This window comes from Pseudarthrobacter sp. MDT1-40-2 (assembly GCF_059383595.1).
The window spans coordinates 543,036-561,344 of the sequence record NZ_JBWZCL010000001.1 but is presented as its reverse complement, the minus strand read 5'-3'; the positions used below and the strand labels follow the sequence as shown (position 1 = coordinate 561,344).

The following is an 18,309-nucleotide window of genomic DNA, read 5'->3' as shown; positions in this document are numbered from 1 at the left end:
GGGGGGTGTTTCCCCTCCCCCCCCCCCCTAGACTTGGAGCATGACGCAGCAGAATCCCAATGTTCCGGACACCGAACCCTACGACGCCACAGCCAGTTCCCTGGCCGGTAAAGTAGACGATTCGATAATGGCAGAGCTGCTCTCCATCCGCTCCAGCATCGACAACATTGATGCCACGCTGGTCTACCTCTTGGCAGAGCGCTTCAAAGCCACCCAAAAAGTGGGATTCCTCAAGGCCAAGCATCGGCTTCCTGCCGGCGATCCGGGGCGCGAAGCAGCACAGATCGCACGACTGCGGCGACTCGCCGAAGATGCCCACCTGGATCCGGCCTTCGCCGAGAAGTTCTTGAATTTCATCATCGGTGAGGTCATCCGCCACCATGACGCCATTGCGGAAAACCACGAGTCCAGCCTGCGATGACCTCGGCCCTTAACGGTAAAGCAGCAGACAGTCCGGTCGTAGAGCCCCGCCAGGTCACTGCCACAGCCCTGGGTCCATGGCCGGGGGAGGATCCGGTGGAGGCCATCAGGATTGTCCGCGGCGAACTGGGTAATCCCCACCTGCCGTTCCTGCCGGAACTGCCTGACCGTGGAGTCGGTTCGGATGCGCTGGGCCGCACGGCCTCGCTCCTGGTGGAGCTGGCCGTGGACGTGCAGCCGCACGGCTGGCGGATTGTTGACCGGCCCGGCCAGGACATGCGCCGCGCCCTCTCCGCACTATCCACCGACATCAACGTGCTGGCCGACGTCGCAGGCGCGGAAGATCTCCAGGCGCCGGAGTTCAAAATTCAGCTGATGGGGCCATTAAGCCTCGCGACGGGCCTGCACCTGCACAACGGGGAGCGCGCCCTCCTGGACTACGGCGCACGGCGGGACATCGCCTCGTCGCTGGCCGCCGGCGTCGAAAGTTACCTGCGCAAGGTAGCCGCGGCGGTACCTTCGGCCCGACTGGTGGTGCAGGTGGATGAACCGGACATCGCCGCCGTCCTCGCCGGCACCATTCCCACCGCGAGCGGCTACCAGACGCTGCGTTCTTTGGGCAGGCAGGAAGTCACCGAGTCGCTCCGGCTGGTGGTTAAGGCACTGCACGACGCCGGAGCCTCCGAAGTGGTCGTGGCAGTGCCCGAGGTGGAGGCACCGATCGACATCGTTTTGGCCGCGGGCGCGGACGGTGTGGCCGTCTCCCTCAGGGCGCTTACCATCCGGCAGTGGGAGCAGTTGGCCGGTGCCGTGGAATCGGGAAAGCGGCTGTGGGCCGGTGCCGCTGACGTCAGCGGCACCGGACTCCCCGCCCCGGCAGACATCCTGGACAACGTCTGGCGTCCCTGGCGGCAGGTTGGCCTGACGCCGGAGTCCGTTACCGCTGTCCGGCTTACCCCCTCTGCAGGTTTGGCAGAACTGTCGCCCCGGGCGGCAACGGCGGTACTGACCAGCCTGACCCAGGCTGCCGACGAACTCAACCAACTGGCCCTGGGCTGATCAGCTCCGGCCTTCCCAACGGTCAGGCCGGGCATAGCCCGGAAGGTATCGCGGGTCTGTGGCTGCGGCCGAGCGGCCGCGGTAAGGCCGTAGCGAGTAGTCAAAACTGCCGGCATAAACCAGCACCAGCCCCACCTGTGGCTGGATGACTTTCACCTGGATCCGGTGCCTGCCCGAGTCGCCCAGCGAAGGATCCCACCACTGCTCCGCGAAGGCCTTCGCATCCAGGGCAGCCGGCAACGGGATACGCAGCGGACCAAGGAAGAGCCGGGATGCCGCCGACACGCCGCGCAAGCGGCCTGCCGCCGATACACCCAGCGCAAGGTCGGTGACCAGCCTGCGGTTCCTGCCCAGGTAGTCCACCAGCCGCGGCGGGACCCCCGGGTTGCCGGGGTTTCCTTCCACAAGGCTGGTGGTGTCCTGGAAGAGCCGGGTGCGTTGTGGAAACCTGATCTCCCGCCGTGCCGTCAGACTGGAACGCCCGAAAGGATCAAGGTGGGCGTGGTTCTCGATCCGGAAGGCGATGTTCTCACCGTATTCGGGAAACAGCGCTTCCTCCCGGCCAGCCAGCCTGAGCATGGGCCGCAGCCATGCCTGCCGGCAGCCCACCACCTCGAACGTTCCTTCACCCACTCCGTACTGTCCCTGGCCGGGCGCCAGCCTGAAGTATTCCTGTACTTCAGGCTGGAGCCGCTGGAATTCGCTGCCCAGCACAGCAGGGTAAATGGCCGGGCGGCCCCCTGGTTCCACGCTCGCGCTCATTGCTGCACCCGTCATTGTCCTGACCTCACAATCGTCCCGCGGCCTTCAACCGGATGTACATATCAGAGAGCTGCGGCGGCAGTCCGTCCGGACCGGCGTCCACTACTTCAACTCCGGCATGCCGCAACTGGACGGCCACGGCGTCCCGCTCCAACAGGGCCCGTTCTGCAGCGGCAGCGCGGAAGACGTCAGCAGCGGTTGCCCGCTGGCTGCGAAGCTCCTCGAACAGCGGATCACGCACCGAGGCAACCACGACGGTGTGGTCGCGGGCGAGCCGTACCACCGTCGGAATCAGTCCTTCTTCCGGAACTCCGCCGTCAAGCGCGGTCAGCAACACCACCAGCGCCCGGTGAGCGGACAGTGCCCGGACCTGTCCGGGTACGGACGGCCAGTCGAGCTCGATCAGTTCCGGCTGCAGCGGCGCCATGGACTGCACCAGCGCGGCCAGGAGGTTACCCCTGCCGGCTGATCCTGCCTGGGCGCGTGTCCGGCGGTCAAAGGCGAAGAACTCCACCCGGTCTCCGCCGCGTTCCGCCAGCACCGCCAGCAGCAGCGCCGCTTCCAACCCGGTGTCCAACCGTGGCTCGTCGCCGATCCGCACGGCGGAGGTGCGTGAAGTGTCCAGCATGATGATCACCCGGCGGTCCCGCTCCGGCCGCCAGGTACGGACGACGACGGCGGACCGGCGGGCGGTGGCGCGCCAGTCTATGGAACGCACGTCATCACCGCGCACGTAGTCCCGCAGCGAATCGAATTCTGTCCCGGCGCCACGGATTTGCACGGCCGCCTTGCCATCCAGTTCGCGAAGCCGGCGCAGCTTGGACGGTAGGTGCCGGCGTGAGCGGAACGGCGGCAGTACCCGCAAGGTCCCGGGGCACGGGTAACTGCGCTGCCGGGCTGCCAGCTTCAGGGGACCGTAGGCGCGGATGGTGACATGGGGTGCGTGGAGGTCGCCGCGCCGGGTGGGCCTCAACCCGACGGTTATCCTGCGGGTGGCCTGCTTCGGTACGTCAAGGTCCTGCACCGGATTCAGGGCGCCGGCGGAGGGCTGCCAGGCATCCTTGATGGTGCCGTGTAAACGTCGCTTGCCATTGTTTTGGATGCGCAGCACGCTTTCCGCAGTACCGTCCAGCACAACGTTCCCGGGGTCCAGCCGTTCCAGGTGCACGGCTTTAAGCTGCGCAGCGAGCAGGAGATCTGCGGCCAGCAGGGCAACGAGGAGCAATACCAGCCACATCGCCGTCAGCCACGACGGAAACATCACCAGCACCACAGTTGCCAGCGCCGCCAACAGGACGGCACGCCCCGAGATCGCCACGGCTCAGCGCGGAACGGGTACGGCGGCCAGGATGCTGCCCAGGACATCGTCGATCTGGACACCGTCCATTTCGGCTTCCGCGCGCAGGGCTACCCGGTGCCTCAGGCAGGGCAGCGCCAGGGCCTTGACGTCGTCCGGTGTCACGAAAACCCGCCCGGACAGCCACGCCCACGCCCGGGAGGTGTTCAACAGCGCCGTAGCTCCGCGTGGCGAGACACCCAGCTGGAACGACGGCGCCGCCCGGGTGGCACGCGCGAGGTCCACGATGTAGCCCAGCACTTCCGGGGCAACCTCGACGGCGGCAACCGCCTCCCGTGCCCGCGTCAGCTCCGCGGGACCGGCCACTGGCCGGACACCTGCGGCGGCCAGATCGCGTGGATCGAAGCCCGACGCGTGCCGCCGGATAACCTCAATTTCATCATTGCGGCCAGGCAGCGGCATGGTCAGCTTGAGCAGGAAACGGTCCAGCTGGGCCTCCGGGAGCGGATAGGTGCCCTCGTACTCCACCGGGTTCTGGGTTGCAGCCACCATGAACGGGGCAGGCAGCGTCCGTGATTCACCGTCTACGGAAACCTGCAGCTCTTCCATCGCTTCCAGCAGGGAAGCCTGGGTTTTGGGCGGCGTGCGGTTGATTTCGTCAGCCAGCAGGATATTGGTGAACACCGGGCCTTCGCGGAAGCTGAACTCAGCGGTGTGGGAGTCATAGACCAGCGATCCCGTCACATCGCCCGGCATCAGGTCCGGAGTGAACTGAATTCGCTTGGTGTCCAGGTCCAGCGCCGCGGACAGGGTGCGGACCAGCAGGGTCTTGGCGACGCCCGGCACGCCCTCGAGCAGGACGTGGCCGCGACACAGGAGGGCGATCAGCATCCCCGTGACAGTGGCATCCTGGCCCACCACAGCCTTGGCAACCTCCTTGCGGACATCGTGGAACGCCTGCATGACGGGGTCATGTCCCTGGTTCGGCGCAGGGGTAGGGACGCCGTGCGCCCGGATCAGCTCTTCGGTCAATGTTCTGCCACCTCTTGCTCGAGTTTGTTCAATTCCTGTGCCCATTGAACCAGCCGCGCTTCGTCGGCCGGCATTTCGTCCAGTAACTCCAGAACAGCGGTTTCGGGCCGGTCCAGGAAGGCGGCCGTCCGTCGCGCCACATCATGTGCCGAAGCGTCGGGGCCCAACCTGAAGTGCCTGCCCAGGCGCACCAGTGCTCCAGCCCTCAGGTTGTCCCGGGCCAGGTCCACGGCACGGGCATCGTGATAAAGGCGGGCACGGCCGTAGGCGGTTTCGCCAGCTTTGACGGTCACCGGAAGCGGCTCGAAGACCAGCGGCCCCAACCGCCGACCGCGCCACACCATGGCCAGGGCGGCGACCAGGATCAACCAAGGGCCGAGGAAGCCGGTCCAGGCAGGGGCCAGCTCATTGAGGGACTGCGGTGAATCGGGGGAGTCGAAATCGCTGATTCCCGGCAGGTACCAGACCACGGTGTCTGTTGTGCCCAGGATCCGGATGGCCAGCGCGGCATTGCCTCCCTGGGCCAGTTCCCTGTTGCTCATCAGCTGTTCGCTGCCGAGGACGGTGACGCTTCCGGTACTGCTGTGGGCCACCACGCCTGGCGCGCCGCCTGTGTTGGTGCCGGTACCGCCGTTGCCGGCGGCATAGCAGGCGGCCCCGCCACTGTAGAAATAGGCGGAGGGCGCCAGGATCGGGCCGGCGGCCATCGCATCACGATCGTTGCAGCCGGGCTCCAGGACGCTGGTTCCGTCCGGAACCACTCCTGCCTGGTGCAGTCCGGAGTCCAGGCCCTGGAGGGTTGTAAACGCCGGCGTCACGGCAACTGTCCGGCCGGCCAGGTCGCTGAGCTGTTGCAACTGGTCCCGGTCCAGGTAGGAGCCATGGTCGTACAACAGCAAGGTGGCATCCGGATTGGCGCCAAGGGCGCCGACGGCGGAAGGAAAGTCGTCCACGGGACGCACGGTGACGCCGTGGTTCCCAAGGATCCGGGCCACCGCCTGGGCTCCGGCGGGCCCTGGATTGTCGGCGGACAGCGCCCGGCCATCCTTCGGGGCCGCCAGGGTGTTGGCCACCGTAATTCCCGCGGCCAGCAGCAGGACGACGATCGCCACTGCCAATGCACGGTGCTTTCGTGCCCAGGCCGTGAGGCGGGTGATACGTCGTGGTTGCCCATCCTGGCCGGGAACGGGTCCATCGGCAGTGTCAGCAGTAGTGTCTGCATGGCCGGTTGCAGGATCAGCGCCGGCCACAGCGGAGTGACTCATCGCGGCACCTGTATCTCCTGCAGCACGGAAAACTCTGTGTTGCCAGGGTTCCGGGGTTCCGTCTGCAGGGCTTCGTCCAATGCGGTCATTGCAGCGTAATCATCCCGGTCTGCGGCGGAATGCCCATAAAGTACGGCGTCGAAAATCCCCGCCGCCATGCCCAGCCGGAGTGCATGGGCCGGATAAACCTGGCCTAACCGGGTTGCCGCTTCATCGGCGGTGCGCCCTGCGTGGGCGGCAATTATTTCATCCTCTTCGGCAGCCCTCACCAGTGCCCGGTAGCGGTCAACGACGGCGGCACGCAGGTCTCCCGCCGCGGCTGCGGCGTGCGCACGCGCCCGGTACGCCTCGGCGGTGACTGACGTGCCGGCGTCGTACATTTCCTTCTGTACCTTCCGCCGGGCATTCAGCCTGGGCCTCACCAGGACGATCGCAACAACAATACTCACGACGACGGCACCTGCAATCAGCGGACCGGCCACTGAAGTGGGGGGTCCTGACGGTCCGTCGAGCTGGCCCAGCCAGTCCAGGACCCACTGCCAGCTGTCCTCCAGCCAGGCAGGAGCGGGCCTCTGGTAGCCGGGCCTGGCGAGCTCCTCAGCCGCCCAGCGGCGGCCTTCCTCGCCGTCCGGCAGTACCGGAGGTTCAGAAGCCATACCTGGCCGTCCCGGGTCCACCGTGTTCCGGGCCCGATCCGGGGCCCTCGCCCGAAGACGCCGGGCGGCCGGGAACGCCGTCCGGGTCCGCTCCGGTTTCCAGTTGGCGGTGAAGGACAATGTCAAGTCCTTCCCGGCGCATCCGCAAATCCAGGTAGAGCAGGGCCATCACCGCGGTCTGGTAGGCATAGGCCACGGCGCCCACCGCTGCCGTGACGAGTGCCAGCAGCACAGCGGTGACGATCGCGCCGATTGTCAGCTGTGAGGGGTCACTGTGCGGCATGGCCACACCGGCAACGAGTCCGGACAGCATCCCCACGGGGAGGGTGACAATCTGGGTAATCACGGAAACCATAATGGCCACCACCAAAGTGATGCCCAAGAGCCGCCACCAGTGAGCGGTGGTCAGCGCCCACGAACGCCGGATGCCTGCGAACGCGCCAATCTGTTCCACCACGATCGCCGCCGGCGCAACCATGACTTTGACGCCAACCCACGCAGCCAGGATAAAAGCCCCCAGCCACAGCGGCAGGAGCAGGAGGAAGCCCGGGCGGTCCATGGCCTCGATCACGAGGTAGCTCAGGAGCAGCATCAGGCCTATCCCGATCACCACCGCGGCCAGGTACACGGCGGCGAGCCGCACCAAAGCCCAGGCGTGCGAGCGGGACAGGTTCCACATCTGCCCGAAAGTGGTGCGTCTATTGAGGACGGACCGGGCCACCGGAACCACCATGGCACCCTGAAGGACCGCGCCGATGAAGATGCTCAGCAGCACCATCACTACGCTGCCGCCGGCAAGCCCCAGCACCAGGCCGGCCACGGCCGATTCGTCAACCCGGCCCAACTGGTCTTCGATCGAGAACGCGGACGTGGCGAACAGCGCGGTAAACACCGCGACCACAATCGCCATCAGGGCCTGCGCCAGGAATGCCGCGCCGAGCATTGCTTTCGGATTGCGCCTGATGGTCTGGAAAGAGCCGTCGATTACCTCGCCGAAGAGCAGAGGCCGCAGTGGCACGGTGCCGGGCTTGGGCGGAGCGACATAGAGATGCTGCCGGTAGCCGGGCGTCGGGCTGTAGCCGTAGGGCGAAGGACCCCAGTGTGGTTGACCGTTCGGCGGTTGGCCGTATTGTTGTTGGCCGTACTGTTGTTGGCCACCGGGAGGGCCCCATTGGGGTTGTCCATAAGGTGGCTGCTGCGGTCCCCACTGTGGTTGGCCTTGTGGACCCGGAGGGCCCTGTTGTCCTTGCGGGCCCTGCGGCCGCTGTTGGCCTGATTGGCCCTGGCCACTTCCGTCCTGCTCTGACACATTTCCTCCCCACAAGATATGCCTGCCGGCGGGCAGATGATGCCGCCGGGTCATGGGGCATCTGCCATGGCATTCCCGAGCTTGTCAAGGCAGTTGGTGCAGGCAGGGGGCCCGGCAGAGCCGCTCCCAGCCTATAGTCCCGGGAGCGGCGTTCCTAGCCCGGCGCCATGCCGCGCAAGGCGCTGATGGGACAAAGGCACCCCAATAAGGGAATATATAACTATGAAGGCACGCATCCTGGTAGTGGACGATGACGAGGCGCTGGCGGAAATGATCGGCATTGTCCTGCGCAATGACGGCTTTGAGCCGGTGTTTTGCGCTGACGGCGCCCAGGCGTTGGAAGTTTTCCGTGCCTCCAAGCCCGATCTCGTGCTCCTGGACCTGATGCTGCCGGGAGCCGACGGCATCGAAGTATGCCGCCAGATCCGGTCGGAGTCCGACGTTCCCATCGTCATGCTGACGGCCAAGTCAGATACCTCCGACGTCGTACGGGGCCTTGAATCCGGCGCTGATGACTATGTGCCGAAGCCGTTCAAACCCGCCGAATTGGTGGCGCGCGTTCGTGCCCGCCTGCGCCCGGGGGACCAGAAGGCGCCGGAGACGCTGCGGATCGCTGACGTCACCATCGATGTCGCGGGCCACCTTGTCACGCGGGGCAATGAACGTATCTCGCTGACGCCCCTTGAATTCGACCTGCTCGTGGCGCTCGCCCGCAAGCCGTGGCAGGTATTCACCAGGGAACTGTTGCTGGAGCAGGTATGGGGCTACCGCCATGCGGCTGATACCCGGCTGGTCAATGTCCATGTCCAGCGGTTGCGCTCCAAGATCGAGCGCGATCCCGAAGCTCCCGAAGTCGTTTTGACGGTCCGTGGTGTCGGCTATAAAGCAGGTTCCTGAGCCCTCCCGCTCCGAGGAAAGCGTTCCGGAAACGCCCCCGGCACTTTCCCGCATTGATCGCGCCCGGCTTTGGCGCCGGCGTGCACTGATCGTGGTTGCCCGCGTACTGCGGTTGCTGCGGATCGCCGTCGCCCGTATTTTCCCGGGACTGCGGTTCCTGGCCCGTACTTTGCGGCGCAGGTGGCGCAGGTCCCTGCAGTTCCGCACGGTGCTCACCACGTTGCTTCTTTCGGTTGCGTCGTTCGCAGTTGTCGGGGCGTACCTTTCCAACCAGATAGCCCACAACCTCTTCCAGGAACGGCTAACGCAGGCCGAATCGGAGACGCGCTACAACGTCAAGCAGGTGCAGGACACCTTCAGCGGTGCCCAGGTCAGCGACCAATCCAGTGTTATCACCCTGGTCTACGACACCCTGAGCGCCGTCGAGGGCAGGGGCTCGGTAATCCAGCGCCGTTACGTCTTCGAGGCGATGCCGAATCAAACCAGACCACGCAACCGCTGGGTTGAATCCCGGGCCTCCGATCAGCTCACCATCAGCGTTATTCCGCCGGAGCTCCGCGAGGCAGTACAGCAGTCCGGCCCGGACCAGTACTGGGCGCCCACGGAAATACCGGTGGGCACCGAGGACAGGCCAGCCATTGCTGTAGGCAACAAGGTCACCTTCAACGGCACTGTCTACGAGCTTTACCTGATCTACGACGTCAATACCGCCCAGGAGACCCTGGACGAGATCCAGAGAGTTTTGTGGACTGGCTTTGCGGTGCTGGTGTTGATCATCGGCGGAATCGCCTGGTACGTAACCCGGAACGTTGTGAGTCCGGTCAGCCACGCCGCCCTCGTTTCCGAGAAACTGGCTGCCGGCCAGCTGCAGGAACGCATGGTTGTCAGGGGGGAAGACGAGGTCGCCAGGCTTGGCGCGTCCTTCAACCACATGGCCGCCAGCCTGCAGGAGCAGATCACCCAGCTGGCAACGCTCTCCCAGATGCAGCAGCGGTTCGTCTCCGATGTGTCGCACGAGTTGCGGACGCCGCTGACCACCGTGCGGATGGCCGCCGAAGTCCTCTATGACGCCCGCGATGATTTTGACCCCATCAACAAGCGCTCTGCGGAACTTCTGTACTACCAGGTGGAGCGGTTCCAGTCGCTGCTCGCCGATCTTCTGGAAATCTCCCGGTTCGATGCCGGCGTCGCCACGCTCGACGCTGAGCCGGTGGACATCCTGCAAGTGATAGGCAACGTGGTTGACGACGCAGCCCCCGTTGCACAGGAATATGGTTCCCCCATCGTCGTGCACTCGACAGCCGATGAGATTATCGCTGAGGCAGACGACAGGCGGATCGAACGGATCCTGCGCAACCTGGTGCTCAACGCGGTGGAGCACGGCGAAGGGCGGCCCGTCACGATCTCGGTGGCGGCCAATGAAACTGCCGTTGCCATAACTGTTCGGGACAAGGGGATCGGGATGGAGCCTGCCGAGGCGGCGCGCGTTTTTGACCGGTTCTGGCGGGCTGATCCCGCCCGGGCGCGGACTACCGGAGGCAGCGGTCTGGGCCTTTCCATCGCCATGGAGGACACCAAGCTGCACAACGGCTGGCTTCAGGCCTGGGGAAAGAAGGGCGCGGGCGCCAATTTCAGGCTCACCATCCCGCTGAAACGCGGCGGTGCCATCGAGCGTTCGCCGCTGCAGTTGGACGCCGACGACGCCGCCCTGCCGCCCGGAGATAGCCTTGGATCTATGGTGGATGTCTACGTGAGCCGTGATGGCGAAGGGGCCACCAGCCTGCAACGACGTCTGCAACCACGCCCGGAGCATGACGTACAAGCCGCCGGGGAGCCCGCGGCGGCACGGGAATCGGAGCCGGCGACGGCACCCGGCAGTGTGAAGGACCAGTCATGAGCAAGGCTTATCCGCGGAGTAACCCTGCAGTGGCAGCGCCGTTGAGGGCGGCGCTCCTGGTGTTCCTGATGGTGCTGATGGTGGCTGGCTGCGCTCGAATCCCAACGTCCGGCCCTGTCGGCAAGAGCACGGACGAAAGCGTTGGTAACGCCAACGCACCGGCATTCTTTCCTGATGCGCCACAGCCTGGCGCCGCCCCGGAATCCATTATTGAGGGCTTCTATACAGCAGGCAGCGGCTTCGTGGACGACTACGCCGTGGCCCGCGAATACCTGACCCAGGCGAAATCAGTGAATTGGAAGCCCGATTCCCGGGCGCTCGTGTATCGAGGTGCCCAGGTGGTGCGCACCGATGTCGAGAACGTATTCAACTATGTGTTGGACGTCGCCTACTCTGTGGACTCCTACGGAATCACCACTTTTGCGCCCGAAGGCACCAAGGAGAACATTCCGGTAACCGTCACGGAGGTGGATGGCCAATGGCGGATAGCCGACGTGCCGGATGGGACGGCCATATCCGAGTCAACGTTCAAGAGCATCTACGGCGCTTTCCCCATCTATTTCTATGACCCCACGTACACGTACGCCGTACCGGATGTCCGCTGGTTCATCAGAAATAAGACAGTCAAGGCAATGACCAGCGCGTTGTTGGCGGGGCCGGCACCGTATCTGCAAGGCGCCGCCGTCAGCGCGTTTCCGGCAGGAATGAAATTGGCCAGGGAATCCGTGCCCGTTGTTTCCGGGGCTGCGCAAGTGGATCTCAGTGCCAGGGAACTCACGGAATCCTCTACGCAGGACCGGCTCCGGATGCAGACTCAACTGGCGCTGACCTTCCGTGACCAGCCTGATGTGGTCAGCGTGGAGTTGCGCGCAGACCAGGATCTGGTGCGGGTGGAAGACGACGGTTCGGTGCTGCCGCCCGTCGTGGACAAGCAGGTCCCTATGCGGCAGATCGCTGTGGCCGGTAATGAACTGGTGCGCCTGGAAAGCAACCAGGTAACCCCGGTACCGGAGATGAGGTCCGTCGCCGAGTTCAAGCCCGCTTTCCCGGCAGAGTCTCCGGTTTCCCAATCCGTGGCGTTTTTGAATGAAAGCCGGAGCACTCTCTACACGGTGGTGCCCGGCCAGCCCGCCCGTGCCGTTACCACCCGCAGCACGTTGAGCCGGCCTTCCTTTGACACCAGTGACTGGGTCTGGGCAGCCGGACCCAATGCAACTGGCGCTGCGGAGATTGTGGCCTACAAACCTACCGGGACAGCCGAAGGGACCGAGCTCCCTTCTGTCTCCCTGACTCCTGACTGGTTGTCCGGCCGAACGGTCAAGGAAGTCCGGATCTCCCGCGAAGGCGTTAGGGCACTGGTGATTTCGGAACAGAATGGACAGACAAAAGTGGAGGTTGCGGGCATCATCAGGGCAGCCGACGGAACTCCCCGGGAGCTGACCATACCCGTCACTTTGGATGCCGCATCAGCCGCAGACCAGGGGGTCTGGGTTGATGACACCACCGTTGCCGTCATGAAGCCGGCGCCGTCGGCCAACGTCACCCCGGAACTGCTTTCACTCACTCTCGCCGAACAACAGCCGCTGGCGCCGTGGCCGGGGCTGCTCTCGCTCAGCGCAGGCAATGGTACTGACCAGATTTACGTCCAGTCTGCGGAAGGCATCTTCCAGCGGCTTGGAAACGGCTGGTCGCTCCAGCTGAGCGGGCCCATGCACCCGTCCTTCCCGGGCTAGGCATTCCCGGCAGGCCCCCACCGTGGCAGCGGGTTTGTCCACATGGGAACCACCGGTGTTGTGGGGCTGCCGTTTGCGGCGGAGGATGCATAGGTGGACATTCACTCCTATCCGGGCTCCAAGGCTGATCCCGACCTTTCACCCCGGCCCGCAAGTCGCGCTCAACACCGGGGCGAGGTTCGGGAACTGTCGTTCAGGATCCTTGACGCTGCAGCATCAGCATGGATTGAGCTGGCCGCGCTGGCACTGCCGGTGGAATGCGTAGTGTGCGGGGCGGAGGATGAAGCCTTGTGCAGCCGGTGCAGGCAGCGGATCAGAAAGTTGACCTGGCTGCCCTTCCGGGCGGAGGGAAATGCTGCGGCGCTCGTGGGGTTCGACGGCGCCGTCCTCCTTCCGGTCTCGGCGGCCGGGGTGTACCGCGATGAACTGGCCCGGTCAATCCTGGCGTTTAAGAGGCTGGGGCAACGCCAGCTTTGCGGAGAGCTCGGCAGCGCGTTGGGCCGTGCGATAGTGGCAGCCATCCCGCCAGGGATACCGGTCTGCCTGGTCCCGGTGCCCAGTAGCCCGGCGGCCTATCGCAGGCGCGGATTCAGTCCTGTCCATCTCTTGCTGTCCGGACTCCGAGGCCGTCTGGGGCCCCTCATCACCGTCCAGGACTTGCTGCGCGTGCGGAGAAAAGGCAGGGCCTTCATATCAAGCGGACAGAAAGGGCTGGGCAGGGGAGATCGGGCCAGCCGGGTGAGGGACTCAATGAGCGCCAGGCCGCTCCGTCGTTCTGCCATAGCCGGGCGGCATATCGTGCTGGTGGATGACGTGCTCACCACAGGGGCAACCCTTGGCGAAGCCGCACGGGCTTTAAACGCGGCCGGCGGACTTGTCCATGGTGCCGTGGTGTTGGCTTCTGCCCGGCCGCCGAAGAGTGGAGCCGAGGACCTTCAACGCTTGAACAGCGCCTAAATATCCGGAAGAACGGAAGGGGATGACTTAGAAAAAAATAAACCACGAAAGCGTGAATAACCGGTGCACATGAACTAACGTCGAATGTGGGTACAGGAGAAGATGTACCTGTCGATGGCGGCTCGAAAGGGGCTTGACTGTCACCAGACCGGCCCCTGGAAGTGCCGTTGTCGTGTCACCGAAGGCATTTGGAGGGCACCATGGAGTTTCTGATCAGCGGACGCAATCTCGCGGTCTCGGATCGCTTCCGCGAGTATGCTGGCGAGAAGATTTCGAAGATTGAATCGCTTGGGGACAAGGTCCAGCGCGTGGACGCAAAGGTTTCCAAGGAAACCAACGGGCGCCAGGCGGGGGACCAGCTCACGGTGGAAGTCACCGTACTGGGCAGGGGACCCGTGATTCGCGCCGAAGCAAGTGCACCGGACAAGTTTGCTGCGTTCGACCTTGCATACAACAAGCTCCTGGAGCGCCTGCGCAGGGCGAAAGACAGGAAGAAAGTTCATCACGGCCGGCACACGCCAAAGGCGGTGCGTGAGGCCACCGCCACACTCGAACCGGCCAGCTCCAGTGAGCCCATCTACGTCGAGGCCAGCCACCGCAACGGCCAACTGCCTGAGGCCCCTGCAGAAAAGACCCCCTACGATGTCGACAACGATATCCCGGCTGGCGACTCACCCGTCCTGATCCGCAGGAAGGTCTTCCCGGCGGCGCTAATGACTCTCGATGACGCCGTAGACAATATGGAACTTGTTGGGCACGACTTCTACCTGTTCGTGGACAAGGACACCAACACGCCCTCGGTGGTTTACCGTCGGAGGGGCTGGACGTATGGCGTGATCGCCCTTGACCATGAGTGCGAACCGGGGGAAACTGCCGTGGAGGAAAAGGTCCTTGCCTACCGTTCTGATGACGAAGCGGCAAACGCCTAGCACTTGACCTGCTGAACACCAGGAAGGAGCCACGTGGGAGCATCGCTGAGCCTGTTGCAGGCGCGGCGGATCGCACTGGCAGCACAAGGACTGGATAAGGAACGGCCCACCGGCCCGGTTAGTCCCCGGGCGGTGGGCCGCACCTTTGCCCGGCTCCAACTTGTCCAGATCGATTCTGTCAACGTTCTCGCCCGCAGTCATTACCTGCCCTTCTTCTCCAGGCTTGGCAATTACGACCGTGGGATCCTGGAGAGGATGGCAGGAAGACACCCTCGACGGATGATGGAGTATTGGGCTCACGAGGCATGTTTCATTCGCCCCGAGCACTTTCATGACCTCTTGCTTTGGCAGCGTCGGAAATGGGTAGGTGCTGCCGGGATGGACCCGGAGGTCCGCTCCGGCATCGAAGCCCGGATCGTGGCCCTGCTGGCGTCCGGGCCACCATTGACTGCTGCGCAGTTGACGTCAGCAATCGGGCACCTGGAGGAACGCAAACGGGACAATTGGGGCTGGAACTGGAACGCGGTGAAGCGGGTTCTTGAGCATCTGTTCGAAGAGGGCACCGTTTCCGCAGCATCCCGGACCGCGCAGTTCGAACGCCGGTACACCCTGACCTCCCGCGTCCTTCCCGGCACGGCCGGGAGCGCGGCCGAAAGGATGGATGGGAAGGATACTGCTGCGGCAATGGCCAGGCTCATCGACGCGGCAGCCCAGGCCCATGGAATAGGGACCATCCGATGCTTTGCCGACTACTTCCGGACACCTGCCAAGGCAGCGGACACCGCTGTCCGGCACCTGGTCGAGCAAGGCAGGCTTGAACCGGTCACAGTGGCTGGCTGGAACCGGAAACTTTTCCGGCACGTTGGGTCCCGGTTACCGCGGAAGGCTACCGGACGGGCTCTGCTGAGCCCTTTTGACTCATTGGTTTTCGAGCGCCGGCGCCTGGAGGAACTCTTCGGATTCCATTACCGGATCGAGATCTACACTCCCCAGGAAAAAAGGCAGTTCGGGTACTATGTCCTGCCGTTCCTGCTCCGGGACGCCATTGTTGCCAGGGTGGACCTGAAGGCAGATCGCACAGGGAGCCGGTTGTTGGTCCGCGCAGCCTATGCCGAGCCTGACGCGCCGGCGGATACCGCCGTCGAGCTTGCTGCCGAACTCCAACTGCTCGCCGGGTGGCTGGCACTCGACGCCGTGGTAGTCGAACCGGCCGGCGACTTGTCGCCGGCCCTTGCTGTCGCACTTGATGCCGGTTCTGTCCGTATGCTCTCAGGGAACAGCGTCGGCGCCTCGCAGTCTCTCCCGTAGACTAAAAACGCCAGAATTCGGCAGCAGCAGACTGGGAGCACTTCACGTGGCATCACTTATCGAAAAACTTCTCCGCACAGGCGATAAGAAGACCTTGCGCCAACTGCGGAATTATGCTGATTCCATCAATGCCCTTGAAGATTCGTTCAAGACCTTCACTGATGCCGAACTCAAGGAAGAAACAGGCCGCCTGAGGGCCCGCCACCAGGATGGCGAGACACTTGACGACCTTCTGCCCGAAGCATTTGCCGCCGTTCGGGAGGCATCATCGCGGACCCTCGGCTTGCGTCACTTCGACGTGCAGCTGATGGGTGGTGCAGCGCTGCACCTGGGCAACATCGCCGAAATGAAGACCGGTGAAGGTAAAACCCTTGTTGCCACGGCACCCGCTTACCTGAATGCTCTGTCCGGCAAAGGCGTCCACGTCATTACCGTCAACGACTACCTGGCGGAATACCAGTCGGACCTCATGGGCCGGGTGTACCGGTTCCTCGGCCTGACCAGCGGTTGCATTCTGTCCAACCAGGATCCCGCCCACCGCCGTGAGCAGTACAACGCAGACATCACATACGGCACGAATAACGAGTTCGGTTTCGATTATCTGCGCGACAACATGGCATGGGATAAGACAGAACTCGTCCAGCGCGGCCACAACTTCGCGATCGTGGATGAGGTTGACTCCATCCTCATCGACGAGGCCCGCACGCCGCTGATCATTTCCGGCCCCGCCCAGGGTGACACAAACCGCTGGTACAGCGAGTTTGCCAAGGTAGTCACCCGTCTCAAGGCCGATGAAGACTACGAGGTGGATGAGAAAAAGCGCACTGTCGGCGTCCTCGAGGCAGGCATTGAAAAGGTTGAGGACTACCTCGGCATTCAGAACCTTTACGAATCCGCCAACACACCGTTGATCGGCTTCCTCAACAACGCCATCAAGGCCAAGGAACTCTTTAAGCGGGACAAGGACTACGTCATCCTCGACGGCGAGGTGCTGATCGTGGATGAGCATACCGGCCGCATTCTGGCCGGTCGCCGTTACAACGAAGGCATGCACCAGGCCATCGAGGCCAAAGAAGGTGTCCAGATCAAGGCCGAGAACCAGACACTGGCCACGGTGACGCTGCAGAACTACTTCCGCATGTACGGCAAGCTCTCCGGCATGACCGGCACGGCGGAGACCGAAGCCGCGGAATTCATGAGCACGTACAAGCTGGGTGTCGTTGCCATCCCCACCAACCGGGATATGCAGCGGATTGACCAGGCTGACCTCGTATTCAAGAACGAGGCCGTCAAGTTTGAGGCAGTAGTCAAGGACATCGCTGAGCGCCATGAGAAGGGCCAGCCGGTGCTGGTGGGTACCACCAGCGTCGAGAAGAGCGAGTACCTTTCCAGGCTGCTGGCCAAGGAAGGCATCCGGCATGAGGTCCTGAATGCCAAAAACCACGCGCGTGAGGCCGCCATCGTGGCCCAGGCAGGGCGCAAGGGCGCCGTCACCGTCGCCACCAATATGGCCGGCCGTGGTACTGACATCATGCTCGGCGGCAACGCGGAGTTCACAGCCATTGCGGAATTGGCCCGGCAGGGGCTGGACCCCGAAGAGAACTCGGAAGAGTACGAGGCCGCCTGGCCCGCTGCTCTTACGGCAGCCCAGCAAGCGGTCAAGGACGAGCACGAGGAAGTGCTGGATGTGGGCGGCCTGTACGTGTTGGGTACCGAGCGTCACGAGTCACGCCGCATCGACAACCAGCTCCGCGGCCGGTCCGGGCGCCAGGGCGACCCCGGGGAATCACGTTTCTACCTGTCCCTGACTGATGACTTGATGCGCCTGTTCAACTCCGGTGCAGCCGAACGCCTGATGAACAGCTCTGTGCCGGACGATGTTCCGCTGGAATCCAAGCTTGTATCCAAGGCCATCGCCTCGGCCCAGGGCCAGGTGGAAGGACGGAACGCTGAGCAGCGCAAAAATGTTCTGAAGTACGACGACGTCCTTAACCGCCAGCGTGAAGCCATCTACGGCGACCGCCGCCGCATCCTTGAGGGTGACGACCTTCACGAGAAGGTCCAGTTCTTCCTTGAGGACACCGTCAACGCACTGATCGACGCCGCAACGGCTGAAGGCAATGGCGACGACTGGGATTTCGAGCAGCTCTGGACCAACCTGAAGACTCTCTACCCGGTCAGCGTCACCCCTGAAGAAATTATCGACGAAGCCGGCGGCAAGTCGAAGCTGACGGTGCAGTTCCTCCGGGAAGAGCTACTCTCCGATGCCAAGCTCGTGTACCAGGCCCGCGAGGAAGCTATTGGTGCGGCCGCAATGCGGGAGCTGGAGCGGCGCGTAGTGCTGTCCGTTATTGGCCGCAAGTGGCAGGAACATCTCTATGAAATGGATTACCTGAAGGAAGGCATCGGCCTCCGGGCCATGGCCCAGCGCGATCCCCTGGTGGAGTACCAGCGCGAAGGCTACGTGATGTTCCAGAGCATGATGGAAGCCATCCGTGAGGAGAGCGTTGGATTCCTGTTCAACCTCGAGGTGGAAGTCACGCCGGCACAGGATGTTGTTGTAGCAGATGCAGCAGGAAGCCACACGGAGCACGTGGAGCCCCAGATCAAGGCCGCCGGCCTGGCTGCACCGGAACGTCCCGCACAGCTTCAGTACACGGCTCCTGCCGAGGGCGGCGGTACGGAGGTCCGGGTCGAAAGCAAGGGGACAGGCCGGTCGGGGAACCCGGCCAAAGCTGCTGCGCAGGATGCCGCCAAGCGTCCGGCCAAAAAGAAGCGCAGGTAGCGC

General features: G+C 64.0%; 15 protein-coding genes. 9 read left to right on the top strand and 6 right to left on the bottom strand.

Annotated features, from left to right (window positions below):
• Nucleotides 1-40 precede the first annotated feature (40 nt).
• Together AC50X5_RS02620 and AC50X5_RS02615 are read left to right on the top strand one after the other, a co-directional pair.
• Complete coding sequence (locus tag AC50X5_RS02620) at nucleotides 41-421, top strand: chorismate mutase (protein ID WP_494974591.1); 381 nt, start codon at nucleotides 41-43, stop codon at nucleotides 419-421.
• Nucleotides 418-1,479, top strand: a complete 1,062-nt coding sequence (locus tag AC50X5_RS02615) for a uroporphyrinogen decarboxylase/cobalamine-independent methonine synthase family protein (protein WP_494974590.1) — start codon at nucleotides 418-420, stop codon at nucleotides 1,477-1,479. The genes AC50X5_RS02620 and AC50X5_RS02615 overlap by 4 nt, the downstream gene beginning before the upstream one ends.
• Here AC50X5_RS02615 and AC50X5_RS02610 read toward each other — a convergent pair whose 3' ends face one another.
• The 6 genes from AC50X5_RS02610 to AC50X5_RS02585 all read right to left on the bottom strand — a co-directional run bounded on the left by AC50X5_RS02610 (nucleotide 1,480) and on the right by AC50X5_RS02585 (nucleotide 7,509).
• Nucleotides 1,480-2,256 carry a DUF4166 domain-containing protein gene (locus tag AC50X5_RS02610; RefSeq protein ID WP_494974589.1) on the bottom strand — a complete coding sequence of 259 codons (777 nt, stop codon included), beginning with the start codon at nucleotides 2,254-2,256 and terminating at the stop codon, nucleotides 1,480-1,482. It lies immediately after the preceding gene.
• 10 nt (nucleotides 2,257-2,266) lie between these two features.
• Complete coding sequence (locus AC50X5_RS02605) at nucleotides 2,267-3,559, bottom strand: DUF58 domain-containing protein (protein ID WP_494974588.1); 1,293 nt, start codon at nucleotides 3,557-3,559, stop codon at nucleotides 2,267-2,269.
• 3 nt (nucleotides 3,560-3,562) lie between these two features.
• Nucleotides 3,563-4,501 (bottom strand): AAA family ATPase, encoded by a 939-nt coding sequence (locus tag AC50X5_RS02600; protein WP_494975212.1) that lies wholly within the window; start codon nucleotides 4,499-4,501, stop codon nucleotides 3,563-3,565.
• Nucleotides 4,502-4,566: 65 nt separating this feature from the next.
• Nucleotides 4,567-5,835 (bottom strand): DUF4350 domain-containing protein, encoded by a 1,269-nt coding sequence (locus AC50X5_RS02595; RefSeq protein ID WP_494974587.1) that lies wholly within the window; start codon nucleotides 5,833-5,835, stop codon nucleotides 4,567-4,569.
• Nucleotides 5,832-6,491 (bottom strand): DUF4129 domain-containing protein, encoded by a 660-nt coding sequence (locus AC50X5_RS02590; protein ID WP_494974586.1) that lies wholly within the window; start codon nucleotides 6,489-6,491, stop codon nucleotides 5,832-5,834. Before AC50X5_RS02590 ends, AC50X5_RS02595 begins: the two co-directional genes overlap by 4 nt.
• The gene (locus AC50X5_RS02585) at nucleotides 6,481-7,509 is read right to left on the bottom strand and encodes a DUF7847 domain-containing protein (RefSeq protein ID WP_494974585.1); all 1,029 of its coding nucleotides are present in this window, start codon (nucleotides 7,507-7,509) and stop codon (nucleotides 6,481-6,483) included. The genes AC50X5_RS02590 and AC50X5_RS02585 overlap by 11 nt, the downstream gene beginning before the upstream one ends.
• Nucleotides 7,510-8,022: 513 nt before the next feature.
• Here AC50X5_RS02585 and mtrA point away from each other — a divergent pair.
• The 7 genes from mtrA to secA all read left to right on the top strand — a co-directional run bounded on the left by mtrA (nucleotide 8,023) and on the right by secA (nucleotide 18,306).
• Nucleotides 8,023-8,697 (top strand): MtrAB system response regulator MtrA, encoded by a 675-nt coding sequence (mtrA, locus tag AC50X5_RS02580; protein ID WP_463934425.1) that lies wholly within the window; start codon nucleotides 8,023-8,025, stop codon nucleotides 8,695-8,697.
• Nucleotides 8,698-8,749: 52 nt separating this feature from the next.
• Complete coding sequence (gene mtrB / locus AC50X5_RS02575; protein ID WP_494975211.1) at nucleotides 8,750-10,594, top strand: MtrAB system histidine kinase MtrB; 1,845 nt, start codon at nucleotides 8,750-8,752, stop codon at nucleotides 10,592-10,594.
• Entirely contained in the window at nucleotides 10,591-12,327 is a 1,737-nt protein-coding gene (locus AC50X5_RS02570; protein WP_494974584.1) for an LpqB family beta-propeller domain-containing protein, read from the top strand. Before mtrB ends, AC50X5_RS02570 begins: the two co-directional genes overlap by 4 nt.
• A gap of 321 nt (nucleotides 12,328-12,648) precedes the next feature.
• Complete coding sequence (locus AC50X5_RS02565; RefSeq protein ID WP_494974583.1) at nucleotides 12,649-13,284, top strand: ComF family protein; 636 nt, start codon at nucleotides 12,649-12,651, stop codon at nucleotides 13,282-13,284.
• A 200-nt stretch (nucleotides 13,285-13,484) separates the two neighbouring features.
• Nucleotides 13,485-14,213, top strand: a complete 729-nt coding sequence (gene hpf / locus AC50X5_RS02560; protein WP_494974582.1) for a ribosome hibernation-promoting factor, HPF/YfiA family — start codon at nucleotides 13,485-13,487, stop codon at nucleotides 14,211-14,213.
• Between the two features lie 33 nt (nucleotides 14,214-14,246).
• A complete protein-coding gene (locus AC50X5_RS02555; protein WP_494974581.1) occupies nucleotides 14,247-15,521 on the top strand; it encodes a winged helix-turn-helix domain-containing protein in 1,275 nt (424 codons plus the stop codon).
• A gap of 46 nt (nucleotides 15,522-15,567) precedes the next feature.
• Entirely contained in the window at nucleotides 15,568-18,306 is a 2,739-nt protein-coding gene (secA, locus tag AC50X5_RS02550; protein WP_494974580.1) for a preprotein translocase subunit SecA, read from the top strand.
• Nucleotides 18,307-18,309: the final 3 nt, after the last annotated feature.

Bases quoted from the DNA above. Each gene is read 5' to 3' on its own strand.
- AC50X5_RS02620 (WP_494974591.1), top strand. From the start codon at position 41: ATGACGCAGCAGAATCCCAATGTTCCGGACACCGAACCCTACGACGCC.
- AC50X5_RS02615 (WP_494974590.1), top strand. From the start codon at position 418: ATGACCTCGGCCCTTAACGGTAAAGCAGCAGACAGTCCGGTCGTAGAG.
- AC50X5_RS02610 (WP_494974589.1), bottom strand. From the start codon at position 2,256: ATGACGGGTGCAGCAATGAGCGCGAGCGTGGAACCAGGGGGCCGCCCG.
- AC50X5_RS02600 (WP_494975212.1), bottom strand. From the start codon at position 4,501: ATGCAGGCGTTCCACGATGTCCGCAAGGAGGTTGCCAAGGCTGTGGTG.
- AC50X5_RS02595 (WP_494974587.1), bottom strand. From the start codon at position 5,835: ATGAGTCACTCCGCTGTGGCCGGCGCTGATCCTGCAACCGGCCATGCA.
- AC50X5_RS02590 (WP_494974586.1), bottom strand. From the start codon at position 6,491: ATGGCTTCTGAACCTCCGGTACTGCCGGACGGCGAGGAAGGCCGCCGC.
- mtrA (WP_463934425.1), top strand. From the start codon at position 8,023: ATGAAGGCACGCATCCTGGTAGTGGACGATGACGAGGCGCTGGCGGAA.
- AC50X5_RS02570 (WP_494974584.1), top strand. From the start codon at position 10,591: ATGAGCAAGGCTTATCCGCGGAGTAACCCTGCAGTGGCAGCGCCGTTG.
- hpf (WP_494974582.1), top strand. From the start codon at position 13,485: ATGGAGTTTCTGATCAGCGGACGCAATCTCGCGGTCTCGGATCGCTTC.